Source organism: Streptomyces sp. NPDC004667 (assembly GCF_040609475.1).
Lineage (GTDB): Bacteria > Actinomycetota > Actinomycetes > Streptomycetales > Streptomycetaceae > Streptomyces.
The window spans coordinates 26263-51681 of the sequence record NZ_JBEXKC010000036.1; the positions used below are offsets into that span (position 1 = coordinate 26263).

Below are 25419 nucleotides of genomic sequence, written 5' to 3' on the forward strand. Positions count from 1 at the left end.
GCCCTGTTCTACGCTCGCCGCATGGCTCCCATGATCACATCTCCCACGGCCCCGATCGACCTCAACGCCGACCTGGGCGAGGGTTTCGGACGGTGGACGCTGACCGACGACGCGGCCCTGCTGTCCGTGGTCACGAGCGCCAACGTGGCCTGCGGCTTCCACGCCGGCGATCCCTCGATCATGCGCCGGGTCTGCGAGCTGGCCGCCGAACGCGGCGTACGCATCGGCGCGCAGGTCTCGTACCGCGATCTGGCGGGCTTCGGACGGCGGTCGATGGACGTGCCGCCCGGGGAGCTGGCGGACGAGGTCGCCTACCAGATCGGGGCCCTGGAGGTGTTCGCCCGCGCCGCCGGGTCCCGGGTGTCGTACGTGAAACCGCACGGCGCCCTCTACAACCGGACCGTGCACGACGCGGCCCAGGCGGGCGCGGTCGTCGCCGGGGTCCGGCTCGCCGCCGGGGAGGCCGGGCTGCCGGTGCTGGGCCTGCCCGGGTCGCGGCTCCTCGCCGCCGCCGCCGAGGCCGGGCTGGAGCCCGTGGCGGAGGCCTTCGCCGACCGGGCGTACGCGCCCGGCGGGACGCTGGTCCCGCGCGGCGAGCCGGGGGCGGTGGTCCACGACCCGGACGCGGTGGTCGCGCGGGCGGTGGGAATGGCCGCCGGGGGCTCCGTGACCGCCGCCGACGGGAGCCGGATCGCCGTGGCCGCCCGTTCGCTGTGCGTGCACGGGGACACCCCGGGGGCGGCGGAGCTGGCCCGGCGGGTCCGGGACGCGCTGGGCGCGGCCGGGGTGCGGGTCGAGGCCTTCGCGTGAGGGCCCTGGTGGTGGGGGCGCGGGCCCTGCTGGTCGAGGTGGACTCGGCGGACGAGGTCGCCGCGCTCCACGCCGAACTGCTGCGCCGCCGGGACGCGGGCGAGCTGGAGGGCGTACGGGAGGTGGTGCCGGCCGCCCGGACCGTGCTCCTGGACGGCGTACGGCGGCCGGCCGCGCTGGCGGCCCGGATCGCGGGCTGGGAGGTGCCGCCGCTCGCGGAGACCGAAGGGCCACTGGTCACCGTCCCCGTACGGTACGACGGCGCGGACCTCGCGGAGGTGGCCGCGGCGTGGGGCGTGGCGCGGGAGGAGGTCGCGGGGCTGGTCGGCGCCACCGTCTTCCGGGTGGCCTTCTGCGGGTTCGCACCCGGCTTCGGCTACCTGACGGGGCTGCCGGAACGGCTGTGGCTGCCCCGGCGCGCCACGCCCCGTACGGCCGTCCCGGCGGGCTCGCTCGCGCTGGCCGGGGAGTACGCGGGGGTCTACCCGCGCTCCTCCCCCGGCGGCTGGCAGCTGATCGGGTCCACCGACGCGGTGCTGTGGGACCCGGCGCGGGAGCCCGCGGCGCTGTTCGCGCCCGGGGTACGGGTGCGGTTCACCGAGGCGGGGACATGACGGAGCTGCTGGTGCTGCGGGCGGGGGCCCTGACCACCCTCCAGGACCTGGGCCGCCCCGGGTACGCCCACCTGGGCGTACCCCGCTCGGGCGCCCTGGACACCGCCGCGCACGCCCTGGCCAACCGGTTGCTGGGCAACCCGGCCGGTGCCGCGACGCTGGAGACCACCTTCGACGGGGTCACGCTGCGCGCCCTGTCCCCGGTCACGGTGGCCGTGACCGGGGCTCCCTGCGCGGTACGGGTCTGCGGGCGCCCGGCGGCCTGGGGTGCGCCGGTCCGGCTGCGGGCGGGGGCGGAGCTGGACGTGGGCCGGGCGGAGTCCGGGCTGCGCGGCTACGTCGCGGTGCGGGGCGGGTTCGCCGTCCCGCCGGTGCTGGGCAGCCGCGCGACGGACCTGCTCTCGGGGCTGGGCCCGCCGGTCCTGACGGCCGGGACGGTGCTGCCGGTGGGACCCCCGGGGCCCGACCCGGTGTCCGGGACGGACACCCTGCGGGTGCCGGCCGCGCCCGGGGCCCCCGGGGTCCCGGGCGAGCTGGTGCTCCCGCTGCGGCCGGGGCCGCGCGCCGACTGGTTCACGGGGGCTTCGCTGGCCCGGCTGCTGACGGCGCGCTACCGGGTGTCGGGGGCGTCCAACCGCATCGGGCTGCGCACCGAGGCGGGCCCGCCGCTCACCCGCGCCCGGGGCGGGGAGCTGCCGAGCGAGGGGATGGTGCTGGGCGCGGTGCAGGTGCCCCCGGACGGCCTGCCGGTGGTGTTCCTGGCCGACCACCCGGTGACCGGGGGCTACCCGGTGGTCGGCGTGGTCCCGGAGGGCCCGGCCCTGGACGCGGCGGCCCAGGCCCGTCCGGGGGTGGGGGTGCGGTTCGTGGGGGTGGGGTTCGTGGCCGAGGGGTGAGGGGTGAGGGGCTAACGGGTGGTGCGGGCCAGCCGGTAGAGCACGTTGCGGCGCAGCGGGCCCTCGGGCTCCTCGGGGTCGTCGAAGTCCCCGGCGGGGTCGTAGGTCATCCCGATGCGCCGCATCACCGCCTGTGAGGGGAGGTTGGTGGCCGTCGTCACCGCGAGGACCTCCGGCAGGGCGAGGGTGTCCAGCCCGAAGGACACGGCGGCCAGGGCGGCTTCGGTGGCGTACCCCTGCCCCCAGGCGGAGCGTGCCAGCCGCCAGCCGGCCTCCACGCCGGTGAAGGGCATGCCCTCGTCGACGGGGTCCAGCCCGGTGAGCCCGATGAACTCACCGGTGGCCACGACCTCGACGGCCCACCAGCCCCAGCCCCGCTCTTCCAGGCCGGCCTGGAAGCGGGCGGCGGACGCCGCGCTCTGCTCGGGCGTGAGCACCCTGGAGAAGTACCTGCGGACCTCCGGATCGGCGTTCATCGCCGCCCAGGGCCCGAGGTCGGCCTCCCGCCACCCGCGCAGCACCAGACGCTCGGTCTTCAACTCGTACATCCCGCCAACGTAGCGGGGGTGGTCGGGGTCGGGGGGCGGCGGGACTCGACCTGGTCCGGATCAGGGAGGGTATGGGGGTTTCCCGTCAGTCTCACTGTCCTTCCGTGTCGGGCCGGGCCGTCAAGGGCGCTCCTTCGTCGCGTCGCTTCGCGATGGCCTTCGGCCACCCTTGACAGCCCGTCCCGCCACGGAATGCCAAAGACTGTCGGGAAACCCCCAAAAGAACGGTCCACGGGTTCATGGGCGAGGGGCGGGCGGCTCAGAGATGTGCGAGCCCTTTCCCGCCCATCCTCCAATCCGGCCGATAAGCGCCTCGGCCCCAAGCCCGGGCCGAACCAGACCTCACGAAACGGCGATCAGACCGTCCAGCCACAACATCGGGACGGCAGACGCATCGGATCGCTACGCGCTTCGCACGGCTTGGCGTCCGGCCGTCGTCTGGGGCTGGTACCCGCACAGGAAGACGATCGAATGGGCCTGGAGGCATGACGGACGCATCGGATCGCTACGCGCTTCGCACGGCTTGGCGTCCGGCCGCCGTCTGGGGCCGATACCTGCACGGAAGGACGATCGGATGGGTCTGGGGGGGCAGGCGCTGCCCTCGGCACGCGTGTGGTCAGGAAGCGGCGCGGGCGAGCATGGAGGCGACGATGAGGTGGTGGAAGGGCTCGATGAGCCTGAAGTAGAGGCGGCCGACCGGCCGGTTGAAACGGACGACCGTGGTGCAGACGCCCTCCAGGCCCGGTCCTTCGGCCTTGGGGCGGACCGCGAAAGAGGCACGGAAGGCCAGGTGCTTGTCGTCGTCGCCGCAGAGGATCTCGTCCTCGTGGACCTCCAGGACCGTGAAGGGTCCCCGCCTGACGCCCGGCTCGATGCGGGTGTCCCGTGCCGCCGTACGCTCCTGCACCCGCAGGCCGAAGGGGGCCACCAGCCTGTCGCGTACGGCCATCAGCCGGCCCGCCCACCGTGGACGCTTCGACAGGAGCAACCGGGTGAACCCTTCGGCGTTCGTGCCCGGCGGAAGGTCGACGGCCACCGCGTCGACGTGGTCGTACGACCCCAGACTCGCACCTGCCGCCTGCACCACGGGGAGCACGTTCCTGCGAACTGCCTTGGCCATGAGCCCCATTAGCTCACACGTCCCCCGACCCGCCGCCCCCGGGCCCGGTGTCCGACCCATGACGGCCGCCGGACGCCAAGCCGTGCGAAGCGCGTAGCGATCCCACGCGCCCGTCATGCCTCCAGGCCCATCCGACCGTCCTTCCGTGCAGGTATCGGCCCAGGACGGCGGCCGGACGCCAAGCCGAGGGAAGCGCGTAGCGATCCGGTGCGCCAGGGCTCGGGAGGGAGTGGTTGGACGATCTGGTCGTCGTTCGGTGTGGTCTGGCGGCCACCGGCCCGGAATCACATGCAAATGGGCCCGCATCTCGGGTCCACCCAGGCGGGACGGCTCGCACATCCCTGATGAACCCTCCTGCCTTCGCTTCCCTCCCGGCCGTTTCCCTGGGGGCTTCCCGACAGTCTTTGGCATTCCGGGACGGGACGGTCTGTCAAGGGTGGCCGAAGGCCATCGCGAAGCGACGCGACCGCAGGGAGCGCCCTTGACAGGCCGGCCCGGCACGGAAGGACAGTGGACTGGCGGGAAGCCCCCAGCCCCTCCCGATCCCGGCCGGGGGAGCACCGCCCACCACCGACCCCGACTCCGGCCCCGACCCGTACCAGCCCTACACCGCCGACTCCGGCGCGATGCGGCTGCGGACCGCCGACTGGACGTCCTCTTCCTCCGCCGGGTCCGCGGCGAGGCGGCGGAGGCGGGGGGCGACGCGGGCGTCGGCCGTCTCCGCGTGGCGGGCGGCCACCTCGCGGGTGGTCTCCTCGCAGTCCCAGAGGCACTCGACGGCGAAGCCGGCCCCGAAGGACGGGTCCGTGCTGGCCAGGGCGCGGGCGGCGCGCCCGCGCAGGTGGGAGGAGGACGTCTCCCGGTAGACGTGCCGCAGCACCGGGGCCGCGCAGCCGATGGAGAGCCGGCCGGCGCCGTCGACGAGGGCGAACAGGCGGACGGTGTCGGGGCCCGAGCCCCGGACGGTGGAGCGCAGGGCTCCGAGGACCAGGCCGGCGTCGTCGGCTCCGCCGCGGGCGGCCAGGAGGGCCGCGGCGGCCGCTCCCAGGGCGTCGGGCCGGTGCACCCAGAGCCGGGCCCGGTCGAGGGCCGCGGGGCCGCACATGCGCTCGTAGGCGGCCACGGCGGGCTCGTCCCCGGCGGCTTCGATGAGGTCCAGGACGGCCGGGTTCTCCGGTTCGGCGAGGACCAGGTGGTGCAGTGCGGTGGCGCGGGCGGCCTCGCCGTCGGCTCCGGCGGCGGCCGCGAGGATGGCGGGGCGGTCTTCGGGCGCGGCCACGGCGGCGAGGCAGCGCGCGGCGGGCACGTGCAACGGCGTACCGCGGCGCAGGCCGTCGGCGGCCCAGTCGAAGACGGCCTGCACGCCCCAGCCGGGGCGGGGTCCGCTCGGGGTCAGCTGGCGCTGCCAGCGGTCGAAGGAGCCCTGCTGGCGGGCGGCGCGCAGGCGCTCCCCGTACAGCGGGGACTCCTCCCACAGGCACCACGGGCGGGGCTCGTAGGCGTCGCGGACGGCGGTGGCGAGCCGGGCGTCGCCCTCGGGGGTGGAGGGGAACCGGGCGAGGACGGCGTCGGCGAGGGAGCGCAGCCCCTCGTCGTCGTCGCGCAGGGCGAGCTCGTCCAGGGCCCACGCCCAGTTGGCGCCGCAGGCGGCGTAGCGGCGCAGCAGCGCGATCGCGTCGTCGCGGCCGTAGGAGGCCAGGTGGCCGAGGACGGACAGGGCGAGGCCCGTGCGGTGGTCCTCTTCGTCGACGAGGTCGTCGGGGCTGAAGAGGTGGGCCTCGATCGTGCCGAGGGGGCCGTCGAGGTCCAGGTACAGGCGGGCGTAGTACAGGGAGCGGTTCTCGACCTGCCAGTCCTGGCGCGGGTCGCGGAGCACGCACTCGTCCAGGGCCGCGAGGGCCTCCGACCGGGGCGCCGCGAGCGCGTGCAGCGTGCCGTCGCCGCGGCCCCGCTGGAGGAGCCCGAGCAGGGTGCCGCTTGGCGCTATGACTGGTTCGAACATGGGAATGGCCTCAAATCAAGCTGGGGACGCAACCGGGAATCGGGATTCACAGAGCCGCGTAACAGCATGTGAGGACGTCCGCCGTCATGTTCCGCTCGATGTAGACCATTGCCTTCTCACTCTCGTCGGTGCTTCGCGACCCTGGCGGCCGGTTCGGCAGGGGTGGGTGTGGACACCCGTCGTGTCCAGCCCGCTCCTGCCCGTCCGTCATGTCCGCGAATCGAATCCGACGCCATGATGACCCAGGCGGTTTGTGTGCCGCGACCACATTTAAGGCCGCCGTGACCAAGCCGTGAGGTCTCGGCCGGGTCCGGGCCGGGCGTGGCCCGGGAAAAACCGGATTACCGGGCTCCGAAGAGTTCCAGCAGGTCGGCCTTGGCGAACATGCGGGCGGTGTCCACGGCGGAGGGGGTTCCGGCGTTCGGATCGGCCCCGCCGGCGAGGAGCGCGCGGATGACCGCCTCCTCGCCCTTGAAGACCGCTCCGGCGAGCGGGGTCTGGCCGCGGTCGTTGGCGCGGTCCGCCTCGGCGCCGCGGGCCAGCAGGACGGTGACGGCATCGGCGTGGCCGTGGTAGGCGGCGAGCATCACGAGGGTGTCGCCGCGGTCGTTGGTGAGGTTCGCGGGGACGCCGGCGTCGAGGTAGGCGGTCAGCGTCTCGGTCTCGCCCTGGCGGGCGAGGTCGAAGATCTTGGTGGCCAGCTCGATGACGTCCGCGTCGGGAACGCCGGCCGCGGCGTCGGACGCCTGCGCCGCGTTGGCCGTGCCGGCCGCGTGGTCCGCATTGGCCGCGTGGTCCGCGTTCTCGTCGGTCCTGCTCATCACTCGTGCCGCCTTTCACTCGCTACTCGTCGCTCGCCGCTTCGGCAAGAGTTTCCCCAGGCCGGGCGGGCCGTGGGGTGCACGGCACTGCGTCCGTACGGGTGAATCGTCAGGGTAGCGCCCGGTGAGGGACATGAGGGGGCCGGTCCGAGGCAAGGATGCCGGTCGGCGGCGTGCGCACACCCTGCGAGGCGGACGCGCCAGTCAGGGTGGGCCGGGCCGGTGAAAAAGCTAAAGATTCACCCGTATGCACCTTTTGTCGCATTGATACTTCCTGTGAGCCTGGAAGAACTGATGGTGACCGTCCCCACCCACCAGGAGAACGTCTCATGGTCTTGTCCATCTCAGGTGTCGTCCTGCTCGGCATCATCTGCTTCCTCTTCTTCAAGAAGGACGGGATGAAGCTGACGCACGCGTTCGTCTGCGCGCTCTTCGGCTTCTTCCTCGCCGGCTCCGCCATCGCCCCCAGCATCACGGCGAGCACGGCGAGCCTCGCGAGCCTGCTCGGCGGGATCAAGCTCTAGACCGCCCCGACCCGCACCGTCCCGCACCACCACAACTCCAGGAGACGACCGTGGCACGGCGCCCACTCCCCCGAATCCTCAGCAGCGGCACCGTGTCGCTCGCCCGGGGCCGCGACTTCGCTCGCACGGCCGCCGACAGCGCCACGGACGTCCTCCATCCGCTCCTCACCATCGGGCGCGGTCTGCGCATCCTGGCCGCGGCCGGGCGGCGGAAGTGGACCGCGACCCCCAAGGACAAGCGTGGTCCCGCGTTCTTCCTGGGAGCCGCCTGCGTCCTCGTGGTCGCGCTCCTCCCCTACGGCCCCCTCGCCGCCCTGATCTCCCTCATGGCGGCGGCGGCCTGGCAGGGACGCGACCGCACCCCGGTGAAGACCGGGCCCAGTGACGCCGAGACCGAACGGCTCGGATCCCTCTACGAGGCCCTCGTGCCGTACTTCTCCATCCCCGAGGACCCGAATCCGCTCTTCACCCACGGCGGGAGCTGGGACGGGGCCTTCGGCGACCACGCCTTCGACGAGGCCGGCCGGGTCACCCGGCTCCGCATCCGCTACCCCGCCTACTTCACCGACGGCGAGGCCGCCTCCCGGGCCCGGATCGAGGCCCTGCTGCACGCCAAGTCCGGGCGCGGGCGGGAGTACCGCTTCGACTGGGACGAGGAGGGCAACCAGCTCGACCTGCGCGTACTGGCCGCACTGCCCACCGGTATCGCGGCCCAGCCCTTCGTGACCTCCCCGGGCGAGACCGTCCTCGGCTTCACCGACCCGGCGGGGGTCCGGCGCACCCTGCCCGTGATCGAGGACGACGAACCCCGCGACGAGCCGCCCGTGGTCTGGCGCACCGGCCCCCGCTCCACCGAGCCGCACCTGCTGGCCGTCGGCCAGCCCGGCAGCGGCACCTCCAGCCTGCTGCGCTCGATCGCCCTCCAGGCCCTGCGCCACGGCGGCGACGTCATGATCGTCGAGGGCGGCGGCAGCGGCGAGTACTCCTGCCTGTCCGGCCGCGCGGGCGTACGGGCCGTCGAGTGCGGGCCGAGCGGGGCGCTGGCCACGGTCGAGTGGGCCGCGCACGAGACCGAACGCCGTCTGATCGCCACCCACCGGGCCCACGAGGCGGGCCGGCCCGCCCCCGAGGACACCCGGCGCCCGCTGTGGATCCTGCTGGACCGGCCGAGCGTGCTCGGACACCTGGCCTCCGCCCAGGGCCACCCCGATCCCCTGGCGCAGCTCCAAGTGCCGCTGCGGCACGGGCGCGCCGCGCACGTCACGGTGGTGGTGGCCGAGCAGTTCGACCAGCTGGAACTGCTGAACGACGCCGTCTGGCAGCACACCCGGGCCCGCGTGGTCCTCGGGCCGGCCTCCGTCCAGCAGATCACCGACGTCCTCGGGCTGCCCCCGCACACGACCCCGCCGGCGCAGCCGCCGCCGGGCCGCGGGTACGCCCGGCTCGGTACGGGGCCGGTGCACCGGCTCCAGGTGCCCGCGACGCCGGACCCGTACGACGACGGCACGCACCCGGGCCACCGTCAGGCGGTCCTGGAGCTGCTCCCCGAACGGCAGGCGCCGGGTGCGGGCGGCGGGGAGGAGCCCACGACCCTGTCCAAGGCGCTGCGGCTCCAGCCCCCCGCGCAGGCGCCGGGTCCCTCGATCGACGCCGCGGAGATCCCGGAGGTGGCGGTGGAGGCCCCGTAGGCCCGCACCGCCCCGGTCCCGCCCCCGCTACGCGACGAACGTGCGCGGGGGCTCCGCGCCGCCGCCGCCCGCTCCGGTGCCGACCAGCCGGGCCGCCGCGGCGAGCCGGGCGGCGGCCTCCTCGGCCACCGGGCCGCCCACGGTGAACGGCAGCCGTACGTACCCCTCGAAGGCCCCGTCCACGCCGAACCGGGGGCCGGAGGGGACGCGGACCCCGACCCGCTCCCCCACCTCGGCCAGCCGGGAGCCGGACAGGCCGCCGGCGCGGGCCCACAGGGTCAGCCCGCCGCGCGGTACCTCGAACTCCCACTCCGGCAGCTCCCGGCGGACCGCGGCGACGAGCGCGTCCCGGTTGTCCCGGGCCTGCTCCCGGCGGATCCCGACGGCCTCCTCCCAGCCGCCGGTCCGCATCAGCCAGTTCACGGCGAGCTGTTCCAGCACCGGCGTGCCGAGGTCGGCGTAGGCGCGCGCGGCCACGAGGCTGCGGATCACGTCCGGGGCCGCGCGGACCCAGCCGATCCGCATCCCGGCCCAGAAGGCCTTGCTGGCGGAGCCGACGGTGATCACGGTGGAGCCGGCGGGGTCGAAGGAGCAGACCGGGCGCGGCATCTCCAGGTCCGGGTCCAGCCGGAGTTCCGCCATCGTCTCGTCGGCGATGAGCACGGTGCCGGCGGAGCGGGCGGCCTCGACCATGGCCCGGCGCTGGTCCTCGGAGGCCAGCGCGCCGGTGGGGTTGTGGAAGTCGGCGACGACGTAGGCCAGGCGCGGGGCGGCGTCGCGCAGCACCTGCCGCCAGACGTCCATGTCCCAGCCGCTCAGGCCGTCCGCCATGGCCACGGGGACCAGGCGCACCCCGGCGGCGCGCATGAGCTGGAGGATGTTGGCATAGGAGGGGGATTCGACGGCGATCCGCTCGCCCCGGCCCGCGAAGAGGCTGCAGATGGCGTCGATGGCGCCCATCGCCCCGGTGGTGACCATGATCTGCTCGGGCATGGTCGGGATGCCGCGTTCGGTGTAGCGGTCGGCGAGCATCCGGCGCAGCGCGGGGAGTCCGGCCGGGTAGTCGCCGTGGGTGTGGGCGTAGGGCGGGAGTTCCTCCAGGGCGCCCTGGACGGCCTTGGTGAGCCAGGGTTCGGGGGCCGGGAGGGCCGCGCAGCCGAGGTCGATCATCGAGCCGAGGGATTCGGGCGGGAGCGGTTCCAGGCCCCGGGCGGGGAGCGGGTTCCCGGCCGGTACGGAGGTCCAGCTGCCGGCGCCGCGGCGGGATTCCAGGAAGCCCTCCCCGCGCAGGGCCTCGTAGGCGGCGGCGACGGTGGTGCGGCTGAGGGACAGGGCGACGGCCAGTTCGCGTTCGGCGGGCAGCCGGGCGGCCACGGGGACCCGGCCTTCGAGGACGAGCAGCCGGATGCCGTCTGCCAGGGTGCGGTAGGCGGGTGACTTGCGGGCGCCGGGCGCGCCGGGGCGGTCCTGCTGCGAGGTGATGAGACGGGCGAGCTGTGCGGCACCGACCGCTGAGGTCCACTGAGCCATGGCGTCCGGTCCACCTTCATCGAATTGGCCTCGGCGGGCGGGATCCGGGGCCGGTATTGGATTGGTTCCGCGGCCCCAGAGTGTCACGGCGGGGTCCGTCCGGGCCAGAGGGGGTGGCGGGACCGGCTCCCCGGGGCGGGCCCGTTCACCCTGTGGCCACGCGTCCGCTGCCGTCCCGGGGAGCACAGCGGGCATACTGCGCCCGTGACTCACGTACGCCTTCGCCATCCGTATCTGGACCATCCCGCTCCGATCCCCTTCGCCCACCGGGGCGGGGCGGCGGACGGGCTGGAGAACACCTCCGCCGCCTTCCGCCGGGCGGCCGCCGCCGGGTACCGGTACTTCGAGACCGATGTGCACGCGACGGCGGACGGGAAGCTCGTGGCCTTCCACGACGCGACCCTGGACCGGGTCACCGACGGGCAGGGCCGGATCCGCGAGCTGTCCTGGAGCCGGGTGCGCGAGGCGCGGGTCGCGGGGACCGAGCCGCTGCCGCTGTTCGAGGAGCTGCTGGAGGAGTTCCCCGAGGCCCGCTGGAACGTCGACATCAAGGACGAGTCGGCCCTGCACCCGCTGGTGAACCTGATCGCGCGGGCCGGCGTCTGGGACCGGGTGTGCGTGGGGTCGTTCTCGGAGAGCCGGGTGGCCCGGGCGCAGAAGATCGCCGGACCGCGGCTCGCGACCTCGTACGGGGTGCGCGGGGTGGTGGGGCTGCGGCTGCGCTCCTTCGCGATCCCGGCGGCCCTGCGCGTGGGCGCGGTGGCGGCGCAGGTGCCCGAGACGCAGGCGGGCATCCGGGTGGTCGACCGGCGCTTCGTACGGACCGCGCACGAACGGGGACTCCAGGTGCACGTCTGGACCGTGAACGAACCGGAACGCATGGAGTCTCTGCTGGACCTGGGTGTCGATGGCATCATGACCGACCGGATCGACATCTTGCGCACGGTGCTGGACCGGCGCGGGGCCTGGGCCTGACGGGCCCGCGGGCCGCCGCGCCCGGTGCGGCGGCCGGGGCGTTCGGGGACCAGCGAGGGGGCGCTCATGACCGAGCGGACGGAAACAGAAGCGGAATCCGGCGAGGACGACGGCAAAGCCGCCGCCGCGCGCCGGCGGGAACAGCACGGCTGGTACTTCTACGACTTCGCCTGCTCGGTGTACTCGACGAGCGTGATCACGGTGTTCCTCGGCCCGTACCTGACCGCCGTGGCCAAGGCCGCGGCGGACGCCGAGGGCTACGTCCACCCGCTGGGGATCCCCGTCCGGGCCGGCGCCTACTTCGCCTACGCCGTGTCGGCCTCGGTGATCGTGGCGGTGCTGATCATGCCGCTGGTCGGGGCCGTGGCGGACCGGACGGGGCGCAAGAAGCCGTTGCTGGCGGCGGCCGCGTACACGGGGGCCACGGCGACGGCCGGGATGTTCTTCCTCGGCGGCGACCGCTACCTGCTGGGCGGGCTGCTGCTGGTCGTGGCGAACGCCTCGCTCTCGCTGTCGATGGTGCTCTACAACGCCTACCTGCCGCAGATCTCCACCCCGGACGAGCGGGACACCGTCTCCTCGCGCGGCTGGGCCTTCGGGTACACCTCGGGCGCGCTGGTGCTGGTGCTGAACCTGGTGCTGTTCCAGGGCCACGACTCCTTCGGGCTCTCCGAGGGCGCGGCGGTGCGGATCTGCCTGGCGTCCGCGGGGCTGTGGTGGGGTGCCTTCGCGGTGATCCCGCTGCGCCGGCTGCGGGACCGGACGGTGGTGCGGGAGGCGGGCGCGGGTCCGGCGGTCAGCGGGTGGAAGCAGCTGGTGACGACCCTGAAGGACATGCGGCGCTATCCGCTGACGCTGTCCTTCCTGCTGGCGTACCTGATCTACAACGACGGCGTGCAGACCGTGATCTCCCAGGCCTCGGTGTACGGCTCGGAGGAGCTGGAGCTGGAGCAGTCCACGCTGATCGTGGCGGTGCTGCTGGTCCAGGTGCTGGCGGTGGCCGGCGCGCTGGCGATGGGCCGGCTGGCCGTCTCGTACGGGGCGAAGCGGACGATCCTGGGTTCGCTGGCCGCGTGGGCCCTCACGCTCGCGGCGGGATACTTCCTCCCCGCCCGGACGCCCGTGTGGTTCTTCGCCCTGGCCGCGATGATCGGGCTGGTGCTGGGCGGCAGCCAGGCGCTGTCGCGCTCGCTGTTCTCGCACCTGGTGCCGGCGGGCAAGGAGGCCGAGTACTTCTCCGCCTACGAGATGAGCGACCGCGGGCTGAGCTGGGTGGGGCCCCTGGTCTTCGGCCTGACGTACCAGCTCACCGGCAGCTACCGGAACGCGATCGTCTCGTTGGTGGTCTTCTTCGCACTGGGTTTCGTGCTCCTCGCGCGGGTGCCGGTGCGGCGCGCGGTGGCGGCGGCGGGGAATCCTGTTCCCCTGCGCGTCTGAGCGTGCTCCGGGGCCGGATCCGGCCCCGGAGGGCCCCGGACCCACGAACGAATTCCGAACGAATTTCGACGTTGAAGCAAAGGGCCGGTAGTGTACGCCTTTGGCCTGCCAGGCGGACCGTTACTGCGCACGCGCAAAGCGTGGACGTTGGGTGACATCTGCTGCCAGATGTGACAAAACGGGCATTGGTGGGTACAACAAGGGGCGGCACGACGGGCGACGCATGACCCGGAGCGGGAATCTATACCGCCGACCGGACGTTGACCGGATGACGACGACAGCGACACCTGTCCTGTGGGCGACAAGCCCGGGAGGCACGATTCATGAGTGAGCGAGCTCTCCGCGGTACGCGGCTCGTGGTTACCAGCTACGAGACGGACCGCGGCATCGATCTGGCCCCGCGCCAGGCGGTGGAGTACGCATGCCAGAACGGACATCGATTTGAGATGCCGTTCTCGGTTGAGGCAGAAATTCCGCCGGAGTGGGAGTGCAAGGCGTGCGGCGCCATGGCACTCCTGGTGGACGGGGACGGGCCCGAAGAGAAGAAGGGCAAGCCTGCGCGAACGCACTGGGACATGCTCATGGAGCGACGCACCCGCGAGGAGCTGGAGGAAGTGCTGGCCGAAAGGCTGGCGGTCCTGCGTTCCGGCGCCATGAACATTGCCGTGCATCCGCGGGACAGCCGCAAGTCCGCCTAGCCGGGGACTGGAACACGCGATAGGCCGAGGGGCCCCGCCACATCAGTGGCGGGGCCCCTCGGCTTGTCGTCGTCGCGTGCCGCGTGTTCTCGGTCACTCCCCCTCACGGGGTGAGCGGCGGACGCCGGTCGGTGTCCGGGCCGCCCGAGGGCCGGTCCTCCCGGATGACCTCGCCCTGGACGACCTTGCCGTCGGGGTAGTGGATCCGGGCCTGCGTGAAGGCGTCGCCGAAGCCGCCGGGGGCGGCCGAGGCCATCCTGCGCTCCAGGCTGCGCCCGGCCCTGCGGGCCACGAAGGTGCGTACGGGCGGCAGCAGCAGGAGCAGGCCGGCCACGTCGGAGAGCAGGCCGGGCACGATCAGGAGCAGCCCGGCCAGCATCATCAGGCCGTTGCCCGACCCCTTGGGCGTCTGCGGGGTCGGCACCTCGCCGGCCATCGCCTGCGCCTGGGCCTGCTGGAAGGTCTGGGTGAGGTTCTTGAAGGCCCGCCGCCCGGCGCGCTTGATGACCACCACGCCGAGCACCAGCCCGCCCGCGAGCAACGCGGCGACGGTCACTCCGCCGGCCGCTCCCGCGACCAGGCCGAGCAGCCAGATCTCCAGGATGAGCCAGGCGGCGACCGCCAGGGGAACGAAGGTGCGGGCGGGTGAGCGCCGTCGAGGGGCCGTAGATGTGCCGGTCCTCAAAGAACCAGTGCCGGTCGTCATACCGTCCAGTGTGCCCGGTCCGGGTTAAAAGCGGCCTCAGTCGGAGGTACCGGACATCCCCTAGGGGTCCCCCGGTGCCGGCGCGTCGGTGCCGGGCGGTCAGACGGGGCGCTTGCCGGTGAGCCTGGCGGCGCGTTCCCGGACGCCCCACTGGGTGACCCGCCACAGGGCCTCGACCACGATGTCCTTGCTCATCTTGCTGTCGCCGAGCTCGCGCTCCACGAAGGTGATGGGCACCTCCACCACGCGGAAGCCCTTGCGGACGGCCCGGCGGGCCAGGTCGACCTGGAAGCAGTACCCGGCCGAGGCCACCTCGTCCAGGCCCAGCCCCTCCAGGGTCTCGCGGCGGAAGGCGCGGTAGCCGCCGGTGACGTCGCGGATCGGGACGCCCAGCATCAGGCGGGAGTAGGTGGAGCCGCCGCGGGAGAGGAACTCGCGGCTCTTGGGCCAGTTCACGACCCGGCCGCCGGGCACCCAGCGGGAGCCGAGCACGAGGTCGGCACCGGTCAGGGCGGTGAGCAGGCGGGGCAGCTCCTCGGGCCGGTGGGAGCCGTCGGCGTCCATCTCGACGAGGACCCCGTAGCCGTGCTCCAGGCCCCAGGCGAAGCCCGCGAGGTAGGCGGCGCCGAGGCCTTCCTTGCCCTTGCGGTGCAGGACGTGCACGTGGTCGTCGGCGGAGGCCAGCTCGTCGGCGAGCTTGCCCGTGCCGTCGGGGCTGTTGTCGTCGGCGACGAGGATGTGCGCCTCGGGCACGGCGGCGCGCACCCGGCCGACGATCAGGCCGATGTTCTCGGCCTCGTTGTACGTCGGAATGATCACCAGCGTGGTGCCGAGCGGTCCGTAGGTCCGCTGTCCGCCGTCGCTCACTGGGTCCCCTTGCGTGTTCCTCGACCGGTCGGCCTCGTCCGTCCCGTCACAGCAGGACGATTTTAGAACAGCGATCGGGGCCGGCGGTCCTTCGGGCCGGACCGGCTCCCGCTGGCTGCGGGCCGCCGTGACCGTTGTCTACTGGAGCGCCGGGCCCCGATCCGGGACCACCCTCTCCCGAGCTCCCTCGGAGTACGGGACCGCCGTCCGGCGAAACCTTCCCTCGCCCCCGAGGCGCGGGTGCGGTGAGCCGGATCCGGCCGGCCCGGACGTCCTGTGGTGGACCCGGCCGAACCTATCCGGGTCCGGCCGCCCGTACCGAGCCGAGGCCGGGGGGATCACCCCTGTGGCCGTACGAATACCTCCCGGCCGCCGACCACCGTCGCCAGGCACACCGGCAGCTCGCGGCCGGGGCTCAGATCGGGCAGTCCGGGCGTGCCGGAGCGCGGGTCGGTGGACCAGCGGGCGACCCGGTCGTCGGGGGCCTGGACCACCAGTTCCCCGGTCTGCCAGACGGCGTAGTCGGCGGGGGCGCCGGGTACCAGGGTGCCCGCGTCGTCCCGGCCCAGCGCCCGCCAGCCGCCCCTGGTGTGGGCGGCGAAGGCCGCCCGTACGGAGATCCGGTGCCCGGGGGTGCGGTGGAAGGCGGCCGCGCGGACCGTGCCCCAGGGGTCGAGCGGGGTGACGGGCGCGTCGGAGCCGAAGGCCAGTGCGACCCCGGCCTTGAGCATGGCGGCGTACGGGTTGAGGGTACGGGCGCGCTCGACGCCGAGCCGGTCCGCGTACATCCCCTCGTCCCCGCCCCAGGCGGCGTCGAAGGCGGGCTGCACGGAGGCGGTCAGGCCCAGCTCCGCGAAGGCGGCGATGGTGTCCGCGGTCATCATCTCGGCGTGCTCGACGCGGTGCCGGGCGGCCCGGACCCGTTCGAGGCCGACCTTCCCGGCGGCGGCCCGGACCCCTTCGACGACGGCGGAGACGGCGGCGTCCCCGATGGCGTGGAACCCGGCCTGGAGCCCCGCCTCGGTGCAGCCGGCCACGTGCTCGGCGACGGCCCGCGCGTCCAGGTACCCGGTCCCGGTGTGGGGCGCGTCGGCGTACGGGGCGTGCAGGCAGGCGGTGTGCGAGCCGAGCGCGCCGTCCACGAAGAGGTCGCCCGCGGCGCCGACCGCGCCGAGTTCCCGGGCGCGGCCGAGGTCCCGGTCGGCCCAGTAGCCGAAGACGCGCGGTCCGGGGCGCTGCCCGGCCAGGTCGAGCAGGGCGGTGAAGTCCTCGGCGGAGGAGATGTCCGGCCCGCCGCACTCGTGCACCGAGCCGATGCCGAGGGAGGCGGCCCGGTCCAGTGCGGCCCGCTGGGCCTCGGCGCGCTGGGCCGGGGTGACGGCGGCGAGGGCGGCCCGCCGCACGGCGTGGTGGTCGTCCCGGGTGAGGGGCTCGTCGCCGCGCGCGCGGACGGCGGGGACGAGGTCCAGGAGGGCGGTGGTGACCACGGCGGAGTGGACGTCGACGCGGCTGAGGTAGAGCGGCCGCCCCCCGGCGGCCTCGTCCAGTTCGGCCCGGCGCGGGGCCCGCCGCTCGGGCCAGCGGGCCGCGTCCCAGCCGTGGCCCAGGAGCACCCGGTCGGCGGGACGGCGGGCGGCGTACGCGCGGACCAGTCCCAGCGCCTCGGACAGGGAGCGGGCCCCGGTCAGGTCCAGGCCGGTGAGGGCGAGGCCGGCGGAGGTGGTGTGGACGTGGGCGTCGGTGAAGGCCGGGGTGACGAGCGCCCCGTCGAGGTCGACGACCTCGTCCACGCCCCGCGCGAAGGCGTCGGCGGCCCCTTCGGAGCCGACCCAGGCGACGTGCCCGCGTTCGACGACCATCGCGGTGGCGAAGGGGTCGGCGGGGCTGTGCACCTCTCCCCCGCGCAGCAGGACGGTACGGGCGGGGGCGGCCTCGGGGGCTCCGGCGGCGTCGGCGGAGCGGGCGGTGCGGTCGGTCATGGGCCCTAGTCTCGCCCCTCGGCGGGGCGTGCCGGGACCGGGGGTGGGTGGCGCGGCCGTGGGCGGTCCCTCGCGGGCGCGTCAGCGATCAGATGCGCGGGGGGCGCGCCTCGTAGGGGGTGGACAGGACCACGGTCGTGCGGGTCGAGACGTGGGCCAGGGCGCGCAGGCGGCCCAGCAGGTCCTCCAGTTCGAGGGGCGTGGCCACCCGTACCTTCAGGATGTAGTTCTCGTCTCCGGCGACGCTGTGGCAGGCCTCGATCTCGGGTACCCCGGCCAGCCGCTCGGCGATGTCGTCGGGGGCGCTGGGGTCGAACGGCTTGACCGAGATGAAGGCGGTCAGGGGCAGCCCGACGGCCTCGGGGTCGACCACGGCCGCGTAGCCGCGGATCACTCCGCGCTGCTCCAGCCGGCGTACCCGCTGGTGGACGGCCGATGTGGACAGTCCCGTGGCCTTGCCCAGGTCCGTATAGCTCATCCGCCCGTCCCGCACCAGCAGATCCACGATCTGGCGGTCCAGCTCCTCCATTGCGCTCATAGCCGCTCAACCTATTGCCCAGAGCCGCTCCAGGCACAGCGGTGTCCACGCCGAAGTGCCCCCAGAACCGGCACCTGCACCGGGCATGTGACCAAAGCCACAGGGGTGGACGGGCGTACGGCGGGCCGTCGTGGTTACTCGTGCCGCGCGGCGGGAAGTGCTTGGTGTGGCCGTGGCCGAAGAACCTGCCCGCCCGGCCCACCCAAGGGGGAGTACATCCATGCTGAACACCAAGCGCGCCGGTCGCACCGAACCGGAGCCCCTGGAACTGATCGAGACCGCGTACGCGGACGACGACGAGTACCCCGACGACGCGGAGGGGTTCGAGGTCCACCACGCGATCTGCCCCGACTGCGGGCAGTCGATCGCACTCGTCGCCGACGAGGAGCACCTGCCCCAGCACGCACTGTGCCTGAGCCCGTGGAACCCGTTCGGGCTCACGGTGTGCGCGGGCACCGGCCGACCGGTCGCGGACGCGCTGGCGACGGTGGGCGGGCTCCAGGCCGAGGGGCCGGAGCTCGAAGTGGTCCACTTCGACCTGCCGCAGGGTCTCGACTGGCGGACGCAGCCCTTCTCGCACGTCGGCGGTCCGGGCTCGCGTCCCGTCCGGGCGGTGGCGGCCCCGCTGCCGCAGATGCGCCAGCACGCGCAGGCCGCCTGAGACACCGGCTACCAGTAGGTCCCCTGCACCATGGCGGCGAGGCTGTCATGGTGCAGGATCAGGCCGTCCGGGTCGGCGGGGACCTCGACCTCCCCGAAGTGCGCCTGCCGGTAGGCGATGCGCAGCATGAGGATCCCGTGCCGCAGGGCGGCGTAGAGGGTGTGGAACTCCATGTCCCGCGGGGTGTGCCCGGTGAGTTCGGCGTACCGGCGTTCCAGGTCCTCGCGGCGCAGGAAGTCCGGCAGTCCGCTCTGGCCGAAGCCGACGGTCAGGTCCTGGAAGAAGCGGTGCAGGTAGACGGTCCAGCCCAGGTCGACCTCGCGGGGGGCGCAGGCGGCCATTTCCCAGTCGAGGACCGCGACCGGCTCGAAGCCGTCGTAGACGACGTTGCCGATGCGGGCGTCGCCCCAGTTCAGGACGGGGTCGCCCTCGTCGGCCGGCCAGAGTTCCTCCAGCCGGTCGAAGGCGCGTTCCAGCAGGGATGAGCGGGACAGGCCGGACACGACCCAGGTGTAGTAGGCGCGCTGGGCGTCGACGTGGCGGCGCAGCGGGCTGCCCTCGCCGGCCGGGAGCAGGAACCGGGCCTCCTCGGCGGGGAACTGGTCGTGGAGGCGGGCCAGCAGGGAGACGCTGGCGTCCTGGAGGGCGGCGCGTTCGGCGTCGGTGGCGGCGTGCAGCCAGTTTCCCTCGTAGGTGTAGGGCATGACGTCGGGCGGTACCCGCCCCTCGGCGCGGGCCATGACGAAGAACGGCGCCCCGAGCGGGGCCGGGTCCTGCTCCAGCCACAGCACGCGCGGTACGGGCAGGTCGGTGTGCGCGGCGACCAGGCTCATCACGCGGTGCTGGCGCGGCATGTCGTAGGAGGGGAAGACGGTGTAGGCGGCCGGGTCCGCGGCCAGGCGCAGGGCGCAGCCGCGGACGGGCGCGTCCGGGTGTTCGATGTCGAAGAGCAGGGTCTCGCTGGACATGCCGTTGGAGGCGGGGACGTGGGCGTGGGTCACCTGCGCCCCGGGCAGGTGGCGGTCGAGCCAGGACGCGAGGCGGCGGCCGAGTTCGGCCGGTTCGCGGGTGGAGGTGCGCGGGCGTGGTGCCGTGGCCATGGACGGGCTCCTTCAGTGCGGGGCGACGGAGGAGTGGTCGGAGAAGCCGCTGGGGTCGTGGCGGCCGAAGCTGCCGTGTTCGAAGATCCCGAAGCCGGTGCGGCCCTCCAGGGTGAAGCGGGCGGCGTGGTCGGTGACCCCGAAGGCGGCCATGGGGTGGGCGGCGGGGTCGGTGAGGTCGTAGACGCGGCGGTCGGTCCAGCCGCGGCCCTGCCAGCTGCCGTGCTGCCAGTCGGTGGCGGGCGGGTAGCCGGCGCCGACGGCGAGCGGGGAGGAGGCGAGGATCTCCACGCCGAGTTCCAGGGGCTTGCCGGCGGGGTCGGCGAGGTGGACGACCGCGCTCTCGGGGTGGCGGGTGCCGGGCCGGTAGCGGATCTCCGTCCGGGGCCAGCCGAGCTGGACGTCGGGGCGGCCGCTGTCCTCGGGGAAGACCTGGACGGCCTCGTTCAGGGTGCGGTGGCCGTCGGCTTCCTCCTGGGCGATGACCATGAGGAAGCGGTCCTCGAACCGGACGGGGATCCAGAGCCAGTGGAAGCCCTCGGGGCGGTGTTCCTCGGCGGCCCGGCCGCCGTCCTCGCCGGGGATGGGGCGCACGCCCCAGCTGCGGTCGCGGGTTCCGGTCCATGCGCCGGGGGTGAGGGTGAACTCCTCCCCCCTGGCGCGGAGGGTGCCGGTGACCTGGCCCGCCTGGACGAAGCGGCGGCCCTCCAGCATGAGGCGGTCGCCGCGCCGCTGGACGTGGTGGGGTTCCCAGACCGCGGGGAAGGCCGCGGTCCAGGCGATGTCGTACGAGAGCCCGTGCGGGTCGTCGGGGTCGGGGTCGCAGCGCAGGGTGAGCCGGCGGAGGGGGGCGTCGACGGTGATCGACAGCGGTCCGACCGAGAGGTTCATCCGGTCGTCGGTGAGGGCGTCGGAGGCGCGGACGGCGAGGAGTTCGCCGCCGAGGCGCAGGGTGGCGTAGGCGTCGATGACGCCGGTGTTGGGGTAGACGCCGAGGCCGAGGATGAGGACGGCGCGGCCGGTGTGGTCGAAGACGTGGAAGATGCAGCGGTCGTAGGCGTTGCGGTCGCCGGTGACCAGGTGCTTCATCGACAGGGGGGCCTGGTGGATGGGGTATTCATCGAGGGGGACGGGGCGGTCCGCGGGCACGGCAAACCTCCTGGGCACAGGGGTGGGCGGCGGCTGAGCGGATATGACGGTACGTCAGAAACCGGGTGCCCGGCCAGGGTTGTGGCACATCCTGACAGTTCGGCACGCCGGGCCACACCGTGGGCCGCGGGAAGGGCCGTGGGAAGGGTCGAACGGATGGGCGCGGGCGGGAGGGGGTTACTCGTGCTCCCGGTCCCGCGTTGGCCGTGCATGACGACTGTGGAGACGCCCGCGCCGAGAGCGGGGCGCCGGCGGCGCCCGGTTTCCCCCGGCTGCGAAGAATCGGTTCAGCAGTTCGACCGGCCGGCCGACCGGCCCTCCGAACGGACGGCGGAGCGGCAGCAGCCCCCGCGGCAGCGGCATCCCGACCCGCCGATCTACGGAGCCCTGCTCGCCCGCTGGGCCGCCGACGGCCGGACGCTGCCGGGGCGGCGCGATCCGGAGTGGTCCCGGATCGCCTCCTCCCCCATCTGGCCGAACGGCCCCCTCTACGACAGCCCCTGAGCGGGCTCAGAGCGCCAGCAGCCCCGCCGCGGTCGGGCGGAAGCCGCAGGCCGCGTAGAAGGGTTCGAGGTGCGGTTCGTAGTCGACGTGCAGCCACTGGGCGCCGCGCTCCCGCGCCGCGCCGGCGGCCGCCCGCACCAGGCGGACCCCGAGTCCGGAGCGGCGCAGGTCCGGGTGCACCGTGGTGTCGAGGACGAAGGCGTGCACCCCTCCGTCCCAGGCGACGTTGACGTAGCCGACCAGGCGGCCGCCCTCACGGGCGGCGACCCAGGCCAGGCTGCGTTCCAGCACCGGCACGAAGGACGCGGTCCGGTGCCCGGGCCAGGCCGCGGCGAACAGGGCGTTCAGCTCGGCGTCGGTCAGGACCGGGCGGACGAGGAGCTCCACACCGGGGCCGTTCAGCGGCTCTCGGGACCGGCCAGGTGGCGGGCGATGACCATGCGCTGGATCTGGTTCGTGCCCTCCACGATCTGGAGCACCTTCGCCTCGCGCATGAGGCGCTCCACCGGGAAGTCCGCCGTGTAGCCGTAGCCGCCCAGCACCTGCACCGCGTCCGTGGTGACGGCCATGGCCGCGTCCGTGCAGAACAGCTTGGCCATCGCCGCCTGGCGGGAGAACGGCTTGCCCGCGTCCCGCAGCCGGGCCGCCGCGAGGTACAGCGCCCGGCCCGCCTCGATCTTGGTGGCCATGTCGGCCAGCATGAAGCGCAGGCCCTGGAAGTCGGCGATCGGGTGGCCGAACTGCTTGCGGCCGAGGGCGTACGCGAGGGCCTCGTCGAGGGCCGCCTGGGCCACTCCTATCGCGCAGGCCGCGATCCCGAGCCGGCCGGCGTCGAGGGCGGCGAGGGCGATGGTGAAGCCCTGGCCCTCCTCACCGATGCGCCGGGTGTCGGGGACGCGCACGCCGTCGAAGTGCAGCTGGGCGGTGGGCGAGCCCTTCATGCCCATCTTCTTCTCGGGCACCGCGGCCGTCAGGCCCGGGGCGTCGCCCGGGACGAGGAAGGCGGTGATCCCCTTGGCCCCGGGGGCACCGGTGCGCGCGAGGACGGTGTAGAAGTCGGCGACCCCGCCGTGGGTGATCCAGGCCTTGGTGCCGGTGATCAGCCAGTCGTCGCCGTCACGGACCGCCTTGGTGGTCAGCGAGGCGGCGTCGGAGCCGGCCGCCGGCTCGGACAGGCAGTACGCGCCGAGCAGCCCGCCGCCGAGCATGTCGGGCAGGTGGGCGGCCTGCTGCTCCTTGGTGCCGTACGCGGCCAGTCCGTGGCAGGCCAGCGAGTGCACGCTGACGCCGAGCCCGACGGTCAGGCGGGCCGCCGCGAGCTCCTCCAGGACCTGGAGGTAGACCTCGTAGGGCTGGTCACCGCCGCCGGACTCACTCGCGTAGGGAAGTCCCAGCAGCCCGGACTCCGACAGCAGGGTGAAGACCTCGCGGGGGAACCGGCCGGTCTCCTCCTCGTCGGCGGCCCGGGGACGGATCTCGCGCTGGGCGATCTCGCGTACGAGCATGAGGAGGTCACGGGACTCCTCGGTGGGCAGCTGACGGTCCACCGGCTGCGGGGCGCGGTCGGTCATGGCGGCGCTCTCCTCCCTCGTCGGGCACGGCGACGACGCGTGAGGTGTGGGACGCGCCGCCGGGTCTCGGTACTCGCAGCCGATGCTGCCCTCCCGGATCACGAAAGGGCCCGCTCAGAGGCTGCGGCGGGTTGAGTATGCCCGATCAGGCGCTTTCCGTCACCGGTACCCGATCGCGATGATCGTCCGGCGGGCTCGTGGGCCCGTCGGAGGTGACCGGAGGCGCGGTGCACTCCGGGACGAACTCCTCGATCACCGTCAGTGTCGCGCGGAGCTGGCGCACCAGCAGCGCGGCGAGCGCCGGCCGCTCGGGCCGCCCGTCGGCGCCGGCGGAGCCGATCCAGTCGAGGGTGGCGCCCTCCACCCCGGAGAGCCAGCCGACCAGGGCGAGGCGGGCCAGTGGCGGGACCGTACGGCGCCCGTACGCGCCCTCGGCGATCGCGGCCACGAGCTCCTCGCGGACCCCGTCCCGGATGGCCAGCACCTCGGCGTCGGAACCGACCCCGCCGGTGACGATGGTCCGGTAGGCGGCGTGGTGGTGCTCGGCGTAGTGGAGGTAGCCGTCGATCGTGCGGCGGACCCGCTCGGCACCCGGCAGGTCCGGCTCGCCCGTGGCGCGGGCGACGAGTTCGGCGACCGAGTCCTCGACGATCGCGAGGTAATAGCCCCGCTTGCTCTTGAAGTAGTAGTAGATGAGCCCCTTGGCGACGCCCGCCTGCTGGGCGATGTCGTCCACGGAGAGGGCGTCGTACGAGGTGTCGGCGAACAACTTCCGCCCGATCGCTATGAGTTCGGCCCTGCGGACCTGCGAACGGCCGGTCGCACCACGCTGTTGACTATTATTCAAATTCGGCCCTAGCCTCGAACTGCCACAGGATGCCCGCAGTATGGCAGAGCCACCCGGCGGGCCCGTGCGCACCTTCGCTCCGCAGATCCTGCACACATCCCCCGCAACTCCCCCGCAATTTCCAGCGCGGTTCCCCCGCGCACCGGACGACGTACGGGAGGCACACGCCATGGGCACGGACAAGGACAAGGACAAGGGCACGGGCCGGAGGGCGGCCGCCGAAGGCCGGGTGGACTGGAAGAGGTCGGCGGCCGTCGCGCTGCCGGCGCTCGTCGCGGTCGGCGCGCTGGCCGTGGTGACGGCCCAGGGCGCGCTGGCCGCGTCCTTCGCGGTCTCGGGGACCGCCTTCCAGGTCTCCTCGTCGAAGCTGACCAGCAAGGGGCTCGCCTCCTACGTGCAGACGGACCGCTCCGCCGACGGCACGGGGCATCCCGTCGCCCTGCTGGGCATCGGAGAGGCCACCCTCGGCGACATCTGCCAGGCGGCGGAGGTGGACACCCCGGTCGGGAAGGTGGTGTTCAAGCTGACCGCGGGCGGCCCGGCCGGCGAGGTGACCGCCAGCAAACTGGTCATCGACGGCGAGGACCTCGACGGCGACGCCACCTTCGGCACGGCCCAGATCGGCCGCGACGCCTCCACCCTCGACCAGGTGGACGGGGTGAAGGGCGCGCCGGGCGCGTTCGGGCTCCAGGCCGGGAACATCGAGGTGGTGGGCGTACGGTCGCACGCCTGGTCCGCGACCGGCGGGAACTTCCGGCTCAAGGGCATGCGGCTCAACGTCAGCCTGGACGGCGAGAAGTGCTTCTAGGGCGGCCGGCGCCGGCGCGACCCCGGCCGCCGTCCGGTCCCCGGCGGCGGCTGCGCGCCTGGCGGCGCTCCCGGCCCTTCTGGGGCGGGCTGCTGCTGGTGCTGGGCGGGGCCGAACTGCTGCTGGTCCCGCTCTCCCCGGTGACCGTACTGGTCAGTCTGGGTGCGGGCGGGATAGCGGCCCTCGCGATCGGGGCCGCGCTGATCCTGGCGGGGCTGTTCCTGTGGTGCGTGCCGCAGGCCCGGACGTACGTCTCGGTCCACGCGCTGCTGCTGTCGGTACTGTCCTTCGTGGCGACCAACCTGGGCGGCTTCCTCGTCGGGATGCTGCTCGGCATCGCGGGCAGCGCGCTGGCCTTCGGCTGGACCCCGCTGCCGACGCGGGGGGCGGGCGGCGGGGAGGCGGACGCCGAGACGGAGGCTGAGGCGGAGGCGGACGCCGAGACGGAGACTGAGGCGGACGCTCCCGGTCCGGACGGCCGCGGGTCCCGGGCACTGGCCGCGGTCCTGCCGGTGGTGCTGCTGGCGGCGCTGGCCACGGGCGCGCCCCGGGCGCGGGCGGAGGGGGTCGAGCGGGTGGCGGTGCCCGGTGCGCCGACGGCGGCCCGGACCCCGCCGACCGTCACCACCTCGCTCTTCGCCCCGCGGGGCTTCACCCTCGCGGGGGTCTCGGAGGTTGCCACGGTGGACGGGCCGCGCAAGGTGCTGGTGCTGAAGATGGCGGCGGCCTCACTGCGCGACTACCGGCTGCGCGCCCGCGACGGCGCCGGCGGCGAGTACGGTCTGGCCGCCGCCTCGCTGGAACTGCGCGGCGACGTGACCCTGTACCTGACCCGGTTCAGCGGCTGCGTCGAGGGGCTGGTGTGCGTCACCTTCAGCCCCGAGGGGTTGCCCGCTCCCCCGGTGATCCCGCCGTTCGTCTTCATGACCCGGGTCATCGCCGAGCAGGCGCTGGTCACCTCGGACGAGATCGTCACCGACGGGCTGCGGCTGGAGGCCTCGTAGCGGCGGGCCCGGCGGGCGCGGG

General features: G+C 74.1%; 26 protein-coding genes. 12 read left to right on the plus strand and 14 right to left on the minus strand.

Annotated elements, in window-relative coordinates; all coding sequences use genetic code 11:
- Positions 1-21 precede the first annotated feature (21 nt).
- Genes ABZW32_RS20845 through ABZW32_RS20855 form a run of 3 tightly spaced genes read left to right on the plus strand, consistent with a single transcriptional unit; the run spans position 22 to position 2320 of the window.
- Positions 22-810 carry a 5-oxoprolinase subunit PxpA gene (locus ABZW32_RS20845; protein ID WP_356217908.1) on the plus strand — a complete coding sequence of 263 codons (789 nt, stop codon included), beginning with the start codon at positions 22-24 and terminating at the stop codon, positions 808-810.
- Positions 807-1424, plus strand: a complete 618-nt coding sequence (locus ABZW32_RS20850; protein ID WP_356217910.1) for an allophanate hydrolase subunit 1 — start codon at positions 807-809, stop codon at positions 1422-1424. The genes ABZW32_RS20845 and ABZW32_RS20850 overlap by 4 nt, the downstream gene beginning before the upstream one ends.
- Positions 1421-2320 (plus strand): biotin-dependent carboxyltransferase family protein, encoded by a 900-nt coding sequence (locus ABZW32_RS20855; RefSeq protein WP_356217912.1) that lies wholly within the window; start codon positions 1421-1423, stop codon positions 2318-2320. Before ABZW32_RS20850 ends, ABZW32_RS20855 begins: the two co-directional genes overlap by 4 nt.
- Positions 2321-2331: 11 nt before the next feature.
- Here ABZW32_RS20855 and ABZW32_RS20860 read toward each other — a convergent pair whose 3' ends face one another.
- From ABZW32_RS20860 to ABZW32_RS20875, 4 genes are all read right to left on the minus strand, one after another.
- Entirely contained in the window at positions 2332-2868 is a 537-nt protein-coding gene (locus ABZW32_RS20860; RefSeq protein ID WP_356217914.1) for a GNAT family N-acetyltransferase, read from the minus strand.
- 616 nt (positions 2869-3484) lie between these two features.
- On the minus strand, positions 3485-3988 hold the full coding sequence (locus ABZW32_RS20865) for a DUF2867 domain-containing protein (RefSeq protein WP_356217916.1): 504 nt from the start codon (positions 3986-3988) through the stop codon (positions 3485-3487).
- 604 nt (positions 3989-4592) lie between these two features.
- Positions 4593-5990, minus strand: coding sequence for a HEAT repeat domain-containing protein (locus ABZW32_RS20870; RefSeq protein WP_356217918.1), 1398 nt, complete (start codon positions 5988-5990; stop codon positions 4593-4595).
- A gap of 341 nt (positions 5991-6331) precedes the next feature.
- Positions 6332-6811 (minus strand): ankyrin repeat domain-containing protein, encoded by a 480-nt coding sequence (locus tag ABZW32_RS20875; protein WP_356217919.1) that lies wholly within the window; start codon positions 6809-6811, stop codon positions 6332-6334.
- A 329-nt stretch (positions 6812-7140) separates the two neighbouring features.
- Here ABZW32_RS20875 and ABZW32_RS20880 point away from each other — a divergent pair, with 329 nt between their 5' ends.
- The gene (locus ABZW32_RS20880; protein WP_007262923.1) at positions 7141-7335 is read left to right on the plus strand and encodes a hypothetical protein; all 195 of its coding nucleotides are present in this window, start codon (positions 7141-7143) and stop codon (positions 7333-7335) included.
- A 50-nt stretch (positions 7336-7385) separates the two neighbouring features.
- On the plus strand, positions 7386-9023 hold the full coding sequence (locus ABZW32_RS20885) for a hypothetical protein (protein WP_356217921.1): 1638 nt from the start codon (positions 7386-7388) through the stop codon (positions 9021-9023).
- Positions 9024-9050: 27 nt separating this feature from the next.
- On the opposite strand, the gene ABZW32_RS20890 is transcribed toward ABZW32_RS20885, so the two are convergent.
- Positions 9051-10553 carry a PLP-dependent aminotransferase family protein gene (locus ABZW32_RS20890; RefSeq protein WP_356217923.1) on the minus strand — a complete coding sequence of 501 codons (1503 nt, stop codon included), beginning with the start codon at positions 10551-10553 and terminating at the stop codon, positions 9051-9053.
- A gap of 204 nt (positions 10554-10757) precedes the next feature.
- Between ABZW32_RS20890 and ABZW32_RS20895 the strand changes: the two genes are divergently transcribed.
- The 3 genes from ABZW32_RS20895 to ABZW32_RS20905 all read left to right on the plus strand — a co-directional run bounded on the left by ABZW32_RS20895 (position 10758) and on the right by ABZW32_RS20905 (position 13663).
- Positions 10758-11528: a glycerophosphodiester phosphodiesterase family protein gene (locus ABZW32_RS20895; protein WP_356217924.1), complete on the plus strand. Its 771-nt coding sequence runs from the start codon at positions 10758-10760 to the stop codon at positions 11526-11528.
- Between the two features lie 66 nt (positions 11529-11594).
- Positions 11595-12965 carry an MFS transporter gene (locus tag ABZW32_RS20900; protein WP_356217926.1) on the plus strand — a complete coding sequence of 457 codons (1371 nt, stop codon included), beginning with the start codon at positions 11595-11597 and terminating at the stop codon, positions 12963-12965.
- A 323-nt stretch (positions 12966-13288) separates the two neighbouring features.
- Positions 13289-13663 carry an RNA polymerase-binding protein RbpA gene (locus ABZW32_RS20905; RefSeq protein WP_007262928.1) on the plus strand — a complete coding sequence of 125 codons (375 nt, stop codon included), beginning with the start codon at positions 13289-13291 and terminating at the stop codon, positions 13661-13663.
- Positions 13664-13766: 103 nt separating this feature from the next.
- On the opposite strand, the gene fxsA is transcribed toward ABZW32_RS20905, so the two are convergent.
- The 4 genes from fxsA to ABZW32_RS20925 all read right to left on the minus strand — a co-directional run bounded on the left by fxsA (position 13767) and on the right by ABZW32_RS20925 (position 17744).
- Positions 13767-14369, minus strand: a complete 603-nt coding sequence (fxsA, locus tag ABZW32_RS20910) for an FxsA family membrane protein (RefSeq protein WP_356217927.1) — start codon at positions 14367-14369, stop codon at positions 13767-13769.
- Positions 14370-14468: 99 nt separating this feature from the next.
- Positions 14469-15236: a polyprenol monophosphomannose synthase gene (locus tag ABZW32_RS20915; protein WP_356217928.1), complete on the minus strand. Its 768-nt coding sequence runs from the start codon at positions 15234-15236 to the stop codon at positions 14469-14471.
- A gap of 338 nt (positions 15237-15574) precedes the next feature.
- Positions 15575-17215, minus strand: coding sequence for an amidohydrolase (locus ABZW32_RS20920; protein WP_356217929.1), 1641 nt, complete (start codon positions 17213-17215; stop codon positions 15575-15577).
- A gap of 88 nt (positions 17216-17303) precedes the next feature.
- Positions 17304-17744 (minus strand): Lrp/AsnC family transcriptional regulator, encoded by a 441-nt coding sequence (locus tag ABZW32_RS20925; RefSeq protein WP_162793337.1) that lies wholly within the window; start codon positions 17742-17744, stop codon positions 17304-17306.
- A gap of 229 nt (positions 17745-17973) precedes the next feature.
- Between ABZW32_RS20925 and ABZW32_RS20930 the strand changes: the two genes are divergently transcribed.
- Entirely contained in the window at positions 17974-18414 is a 441-nt protein-coding gene (locus ABZW32_RS20930) for a hypothetical protein (protein ID WP_356217930.1), read from the plus strand.
- Positions 18415-18422: 8 nt separating this feature from the next.
- On the opposite strand, the gene ABZW32_RS20935 is transcribed toward ABZW32_RS20930, so the two are convergent.
- Complete coding sequence (locus tag ABZW32_RS20935; protein ID WP_356217931.1) at positions 18423-19514, minus strand: phosphotransferase family protein; 1092 nt, start codon at positions 19512-19514, stop codon at positions 18423-18425.
- Between the two features lie 12 nt (positions 19515-19526).
- Positions 19527-20663 (minus strand): hypothetical protein, encoded by a 1137-nt coding sequence (locus ABZW32_RS20940; RefSeq protein WP_356217932.1) that lies wholly within the window; start codon positions 20661-20663, stop codon positions 19527-19529.
- A gap of 210 nt (positions 20664-20873) precedes the next feature.
- On the opposite strand from ABZW32_RS20940, the gene ABZW32_RS20945 reads away from it, so the two are divergent.
- Positions 20874-21167, plus strand: coding sequence for a hypothetical protein (locus ABZW32_RS20945; RefSeq protein WP_356217934.1), 294 nt, complete (start codon positions 20874-20876; stop codon positions 21165-21167).
- Between the two features lie 6 nt (positions 21168-21173).
- On the opposite strand, the gene ABZW32_RS20950 is transcribed toward ABZW32_RS20945, so the two are convergent.
- The 3 genes from ABZW32_RS20950 to ABZW32_RS20960 form a co-directional block, all read right to left on the minus strand.
- The gene (locus ABZW32_RS20950; RefSeq protein ID WP_356217935.1) at positions 21174-21554 is read right to left on the minus strand and encodes a GNAT family N-acetyltransferase; all 381 of its coding nucleotides are present in this window, start codon (positions 21552-21554) and stop codon (positions 21174-21176) included.
- Between the two features lie 11 nt (positions 21555-21565).
- Positions 21566-22738 (minus strand): acyl-CoA dehydrogenase family protein, encoded by a 1173-nt coding sequence (locus ABZW32_RS20955; protein ID WP_356217937.1) that lies wholly within the window; start codon positions 22736-22738, stop codon positions 21566-21568.
- A 145-nt stretch (positions 22739-22883) separates the two neighbouring features.
- Positions 22884-23585, minus strand: a complete 702-nt coding sequence (locus ABZW32_RS20960; protein ID WP_356217938.1) for a TetR/AcrR family transcriptional regulator — start codon at positions 23583-23585, stop codon at positions 22884-22886.
- A 169-nt stretch (positions 23586-23754) separates the two neighbouring features.
- Between ABZW32_RS20960 and ABZW32_RS20965 the strand changes: the two genes are divergently transcribed.
- Both ABZW32_RS20965 and ABZW32_RS20970 read left to right on the plus strand, forming a co-directional pair.
- Positions 23755-24393 (plus strand): DUF6230 family protein, encoded by a 639-nt coding sequence (locus tag ABZW32_RS20965; RefSeq protein WP_356217940.1) that lies wholly within the window; start codon positions 23755-23757, stop codon positions 24391-24393.
- Positions 24384-25397 carry a DUF6114 domain-containing protein gene (locus ABZW32_RS20970; RefSeq protein ID WP_356217941.1) on the plus strand — a complete coding sequence of 338 codons (1014 nt, stop codon included), beginning with the start codon at positions 24384-24386 and terminating at the stop codon, positions 25395-25397. Before ABZW32_RS20965 ends, ABZW32_RS20970 begins: the two co-directional genes overlap by 10 nt.
- Positions 25398-25419: the final 22 nt, after the last annotated feature.

Coding starts and splice junctions, on each gene's coding strand:
- ABZW32_RS20845 (WP_356217908.1), top strand. CDS start 22: ATGGCTCCCATGATCACATCTCCCACGGCCCCGATCGACCTCAACGCC.
- ABZW32_RS20855 (WP_356217912.1), top strand. CDS start 1,421: ATGACGGAGCTGCTGGTGCTGCGGGCGGGGGCCCTGACCACCCTCCAG.
- ABZW32_RS20860 (WP_356217914.1), bottom strand. CDS start 2,868: ATGTACGAGTTGAAGACCGAGCGTCTGGTGCTGCGCGGGTGGCGGGAG.
- ABZW32_RS20865 (WP_356217916.1), bottom strand. CDS start 3,988: ATGGCCAAGGCAGTTCGCAGGAACGTGCTCCCCGTGGTGCAGGCGGCA.
- ABZW32_RS20870 (WP_356217918.1), bottom strand. CDS start 5,990: ATGTTCGAACCAGTCATAGCGCCAAGCGGCACCCTGCTCGGGCTCCTC.
- ABZW32_RS20875 (WP_356217919.1), bottom strand. CDS start 6,811: ATGAGCAGGACCGACGAGAACGCGGACCACGCGGCCAATGCGGACCAC.
- ABZW32_RS20880 (WP_007262923.1), top strand. CDS start 7,141: ATGGTCTTGTCCATCTCAGGTGTCGTCCTGCTCGGCATCATCTGCTTC.
- ABZW32_RS20890 (WP_356217923.1), bottom strand. CDS start 10,553: ATGGCTCAGTGGACCTCAGCGGTCGGTGCCGCACAGCTCGCCCGTCTC.
- ABZW32_RS20900 (WP_356217926.1), top strand. CDS start 11,595: ATGACCGAGCGGACGGAAACAGAAGCGGAATCCGGCGAGGACGACGGC.
- ABZW32_RS20905 (WP_007262928.1), top strand. CDS start 13,289: ATGAGTGAGCGAGCTCTCCGCGGTACGCGGCTCGTGGTTACCAGCTAC.
- fxsA (WP_356217927.1), bottom strand. CDS start 14,369: ATGACGACCGGCACTGGTTCTTTGAGGACCGGCACATCTACGGCCCCT.
- ABZW32_RS20920 (WP_356217929.1), bottom strand. CDS start 17,215: ATGACCGACCGCACCGCCCGCTCCGCCGACGCCGCCGGAGCCCCCGAG.
- ABZW32_RS20925 (WP_162793337.1), bottom strand. CDS start 17,744: ATGGAGGAGCTGGACCGCCAGATCGTGGATCTGCTGGTGCGGGACGGG.
- ABZW32_RS20930 (WP_356217930.1), top strand. CDS start 17,974: ATGCTGAACACCAAGCGCGCCGGTCGCACCGAACCGGAGCCCCTGGAA.
- ABZW32_RS20935 (WP_356217931.1), bottom strand. CDS start 19,514: ATGGCCACGGCACCACGCCCGCGCACCTCCACCCGCGAACCGGCCGAA.
- ABZW32_RS20945 (WP_356217934.1), top strand. CDS start 20,874: ATGACGACTGTGGAGACGCCCGCGCCGAGAGCGGGGCGCCGGCGGCGC.
- ABZW32_RS20955 (WP_356217937.1), bottom strand. CDS start 22,738: ATGACCGACCGCGCCCCGCAGCCGGTGGACCGTCAGCTGCCCACCGAG.
- ABZW32_RS20965 (WP_356217940.1), top strand. CDS start 23,755: ATGGGCACGGACAAGGACAAGGACAAGGGCACGGGCCGGAGGGCGGCC.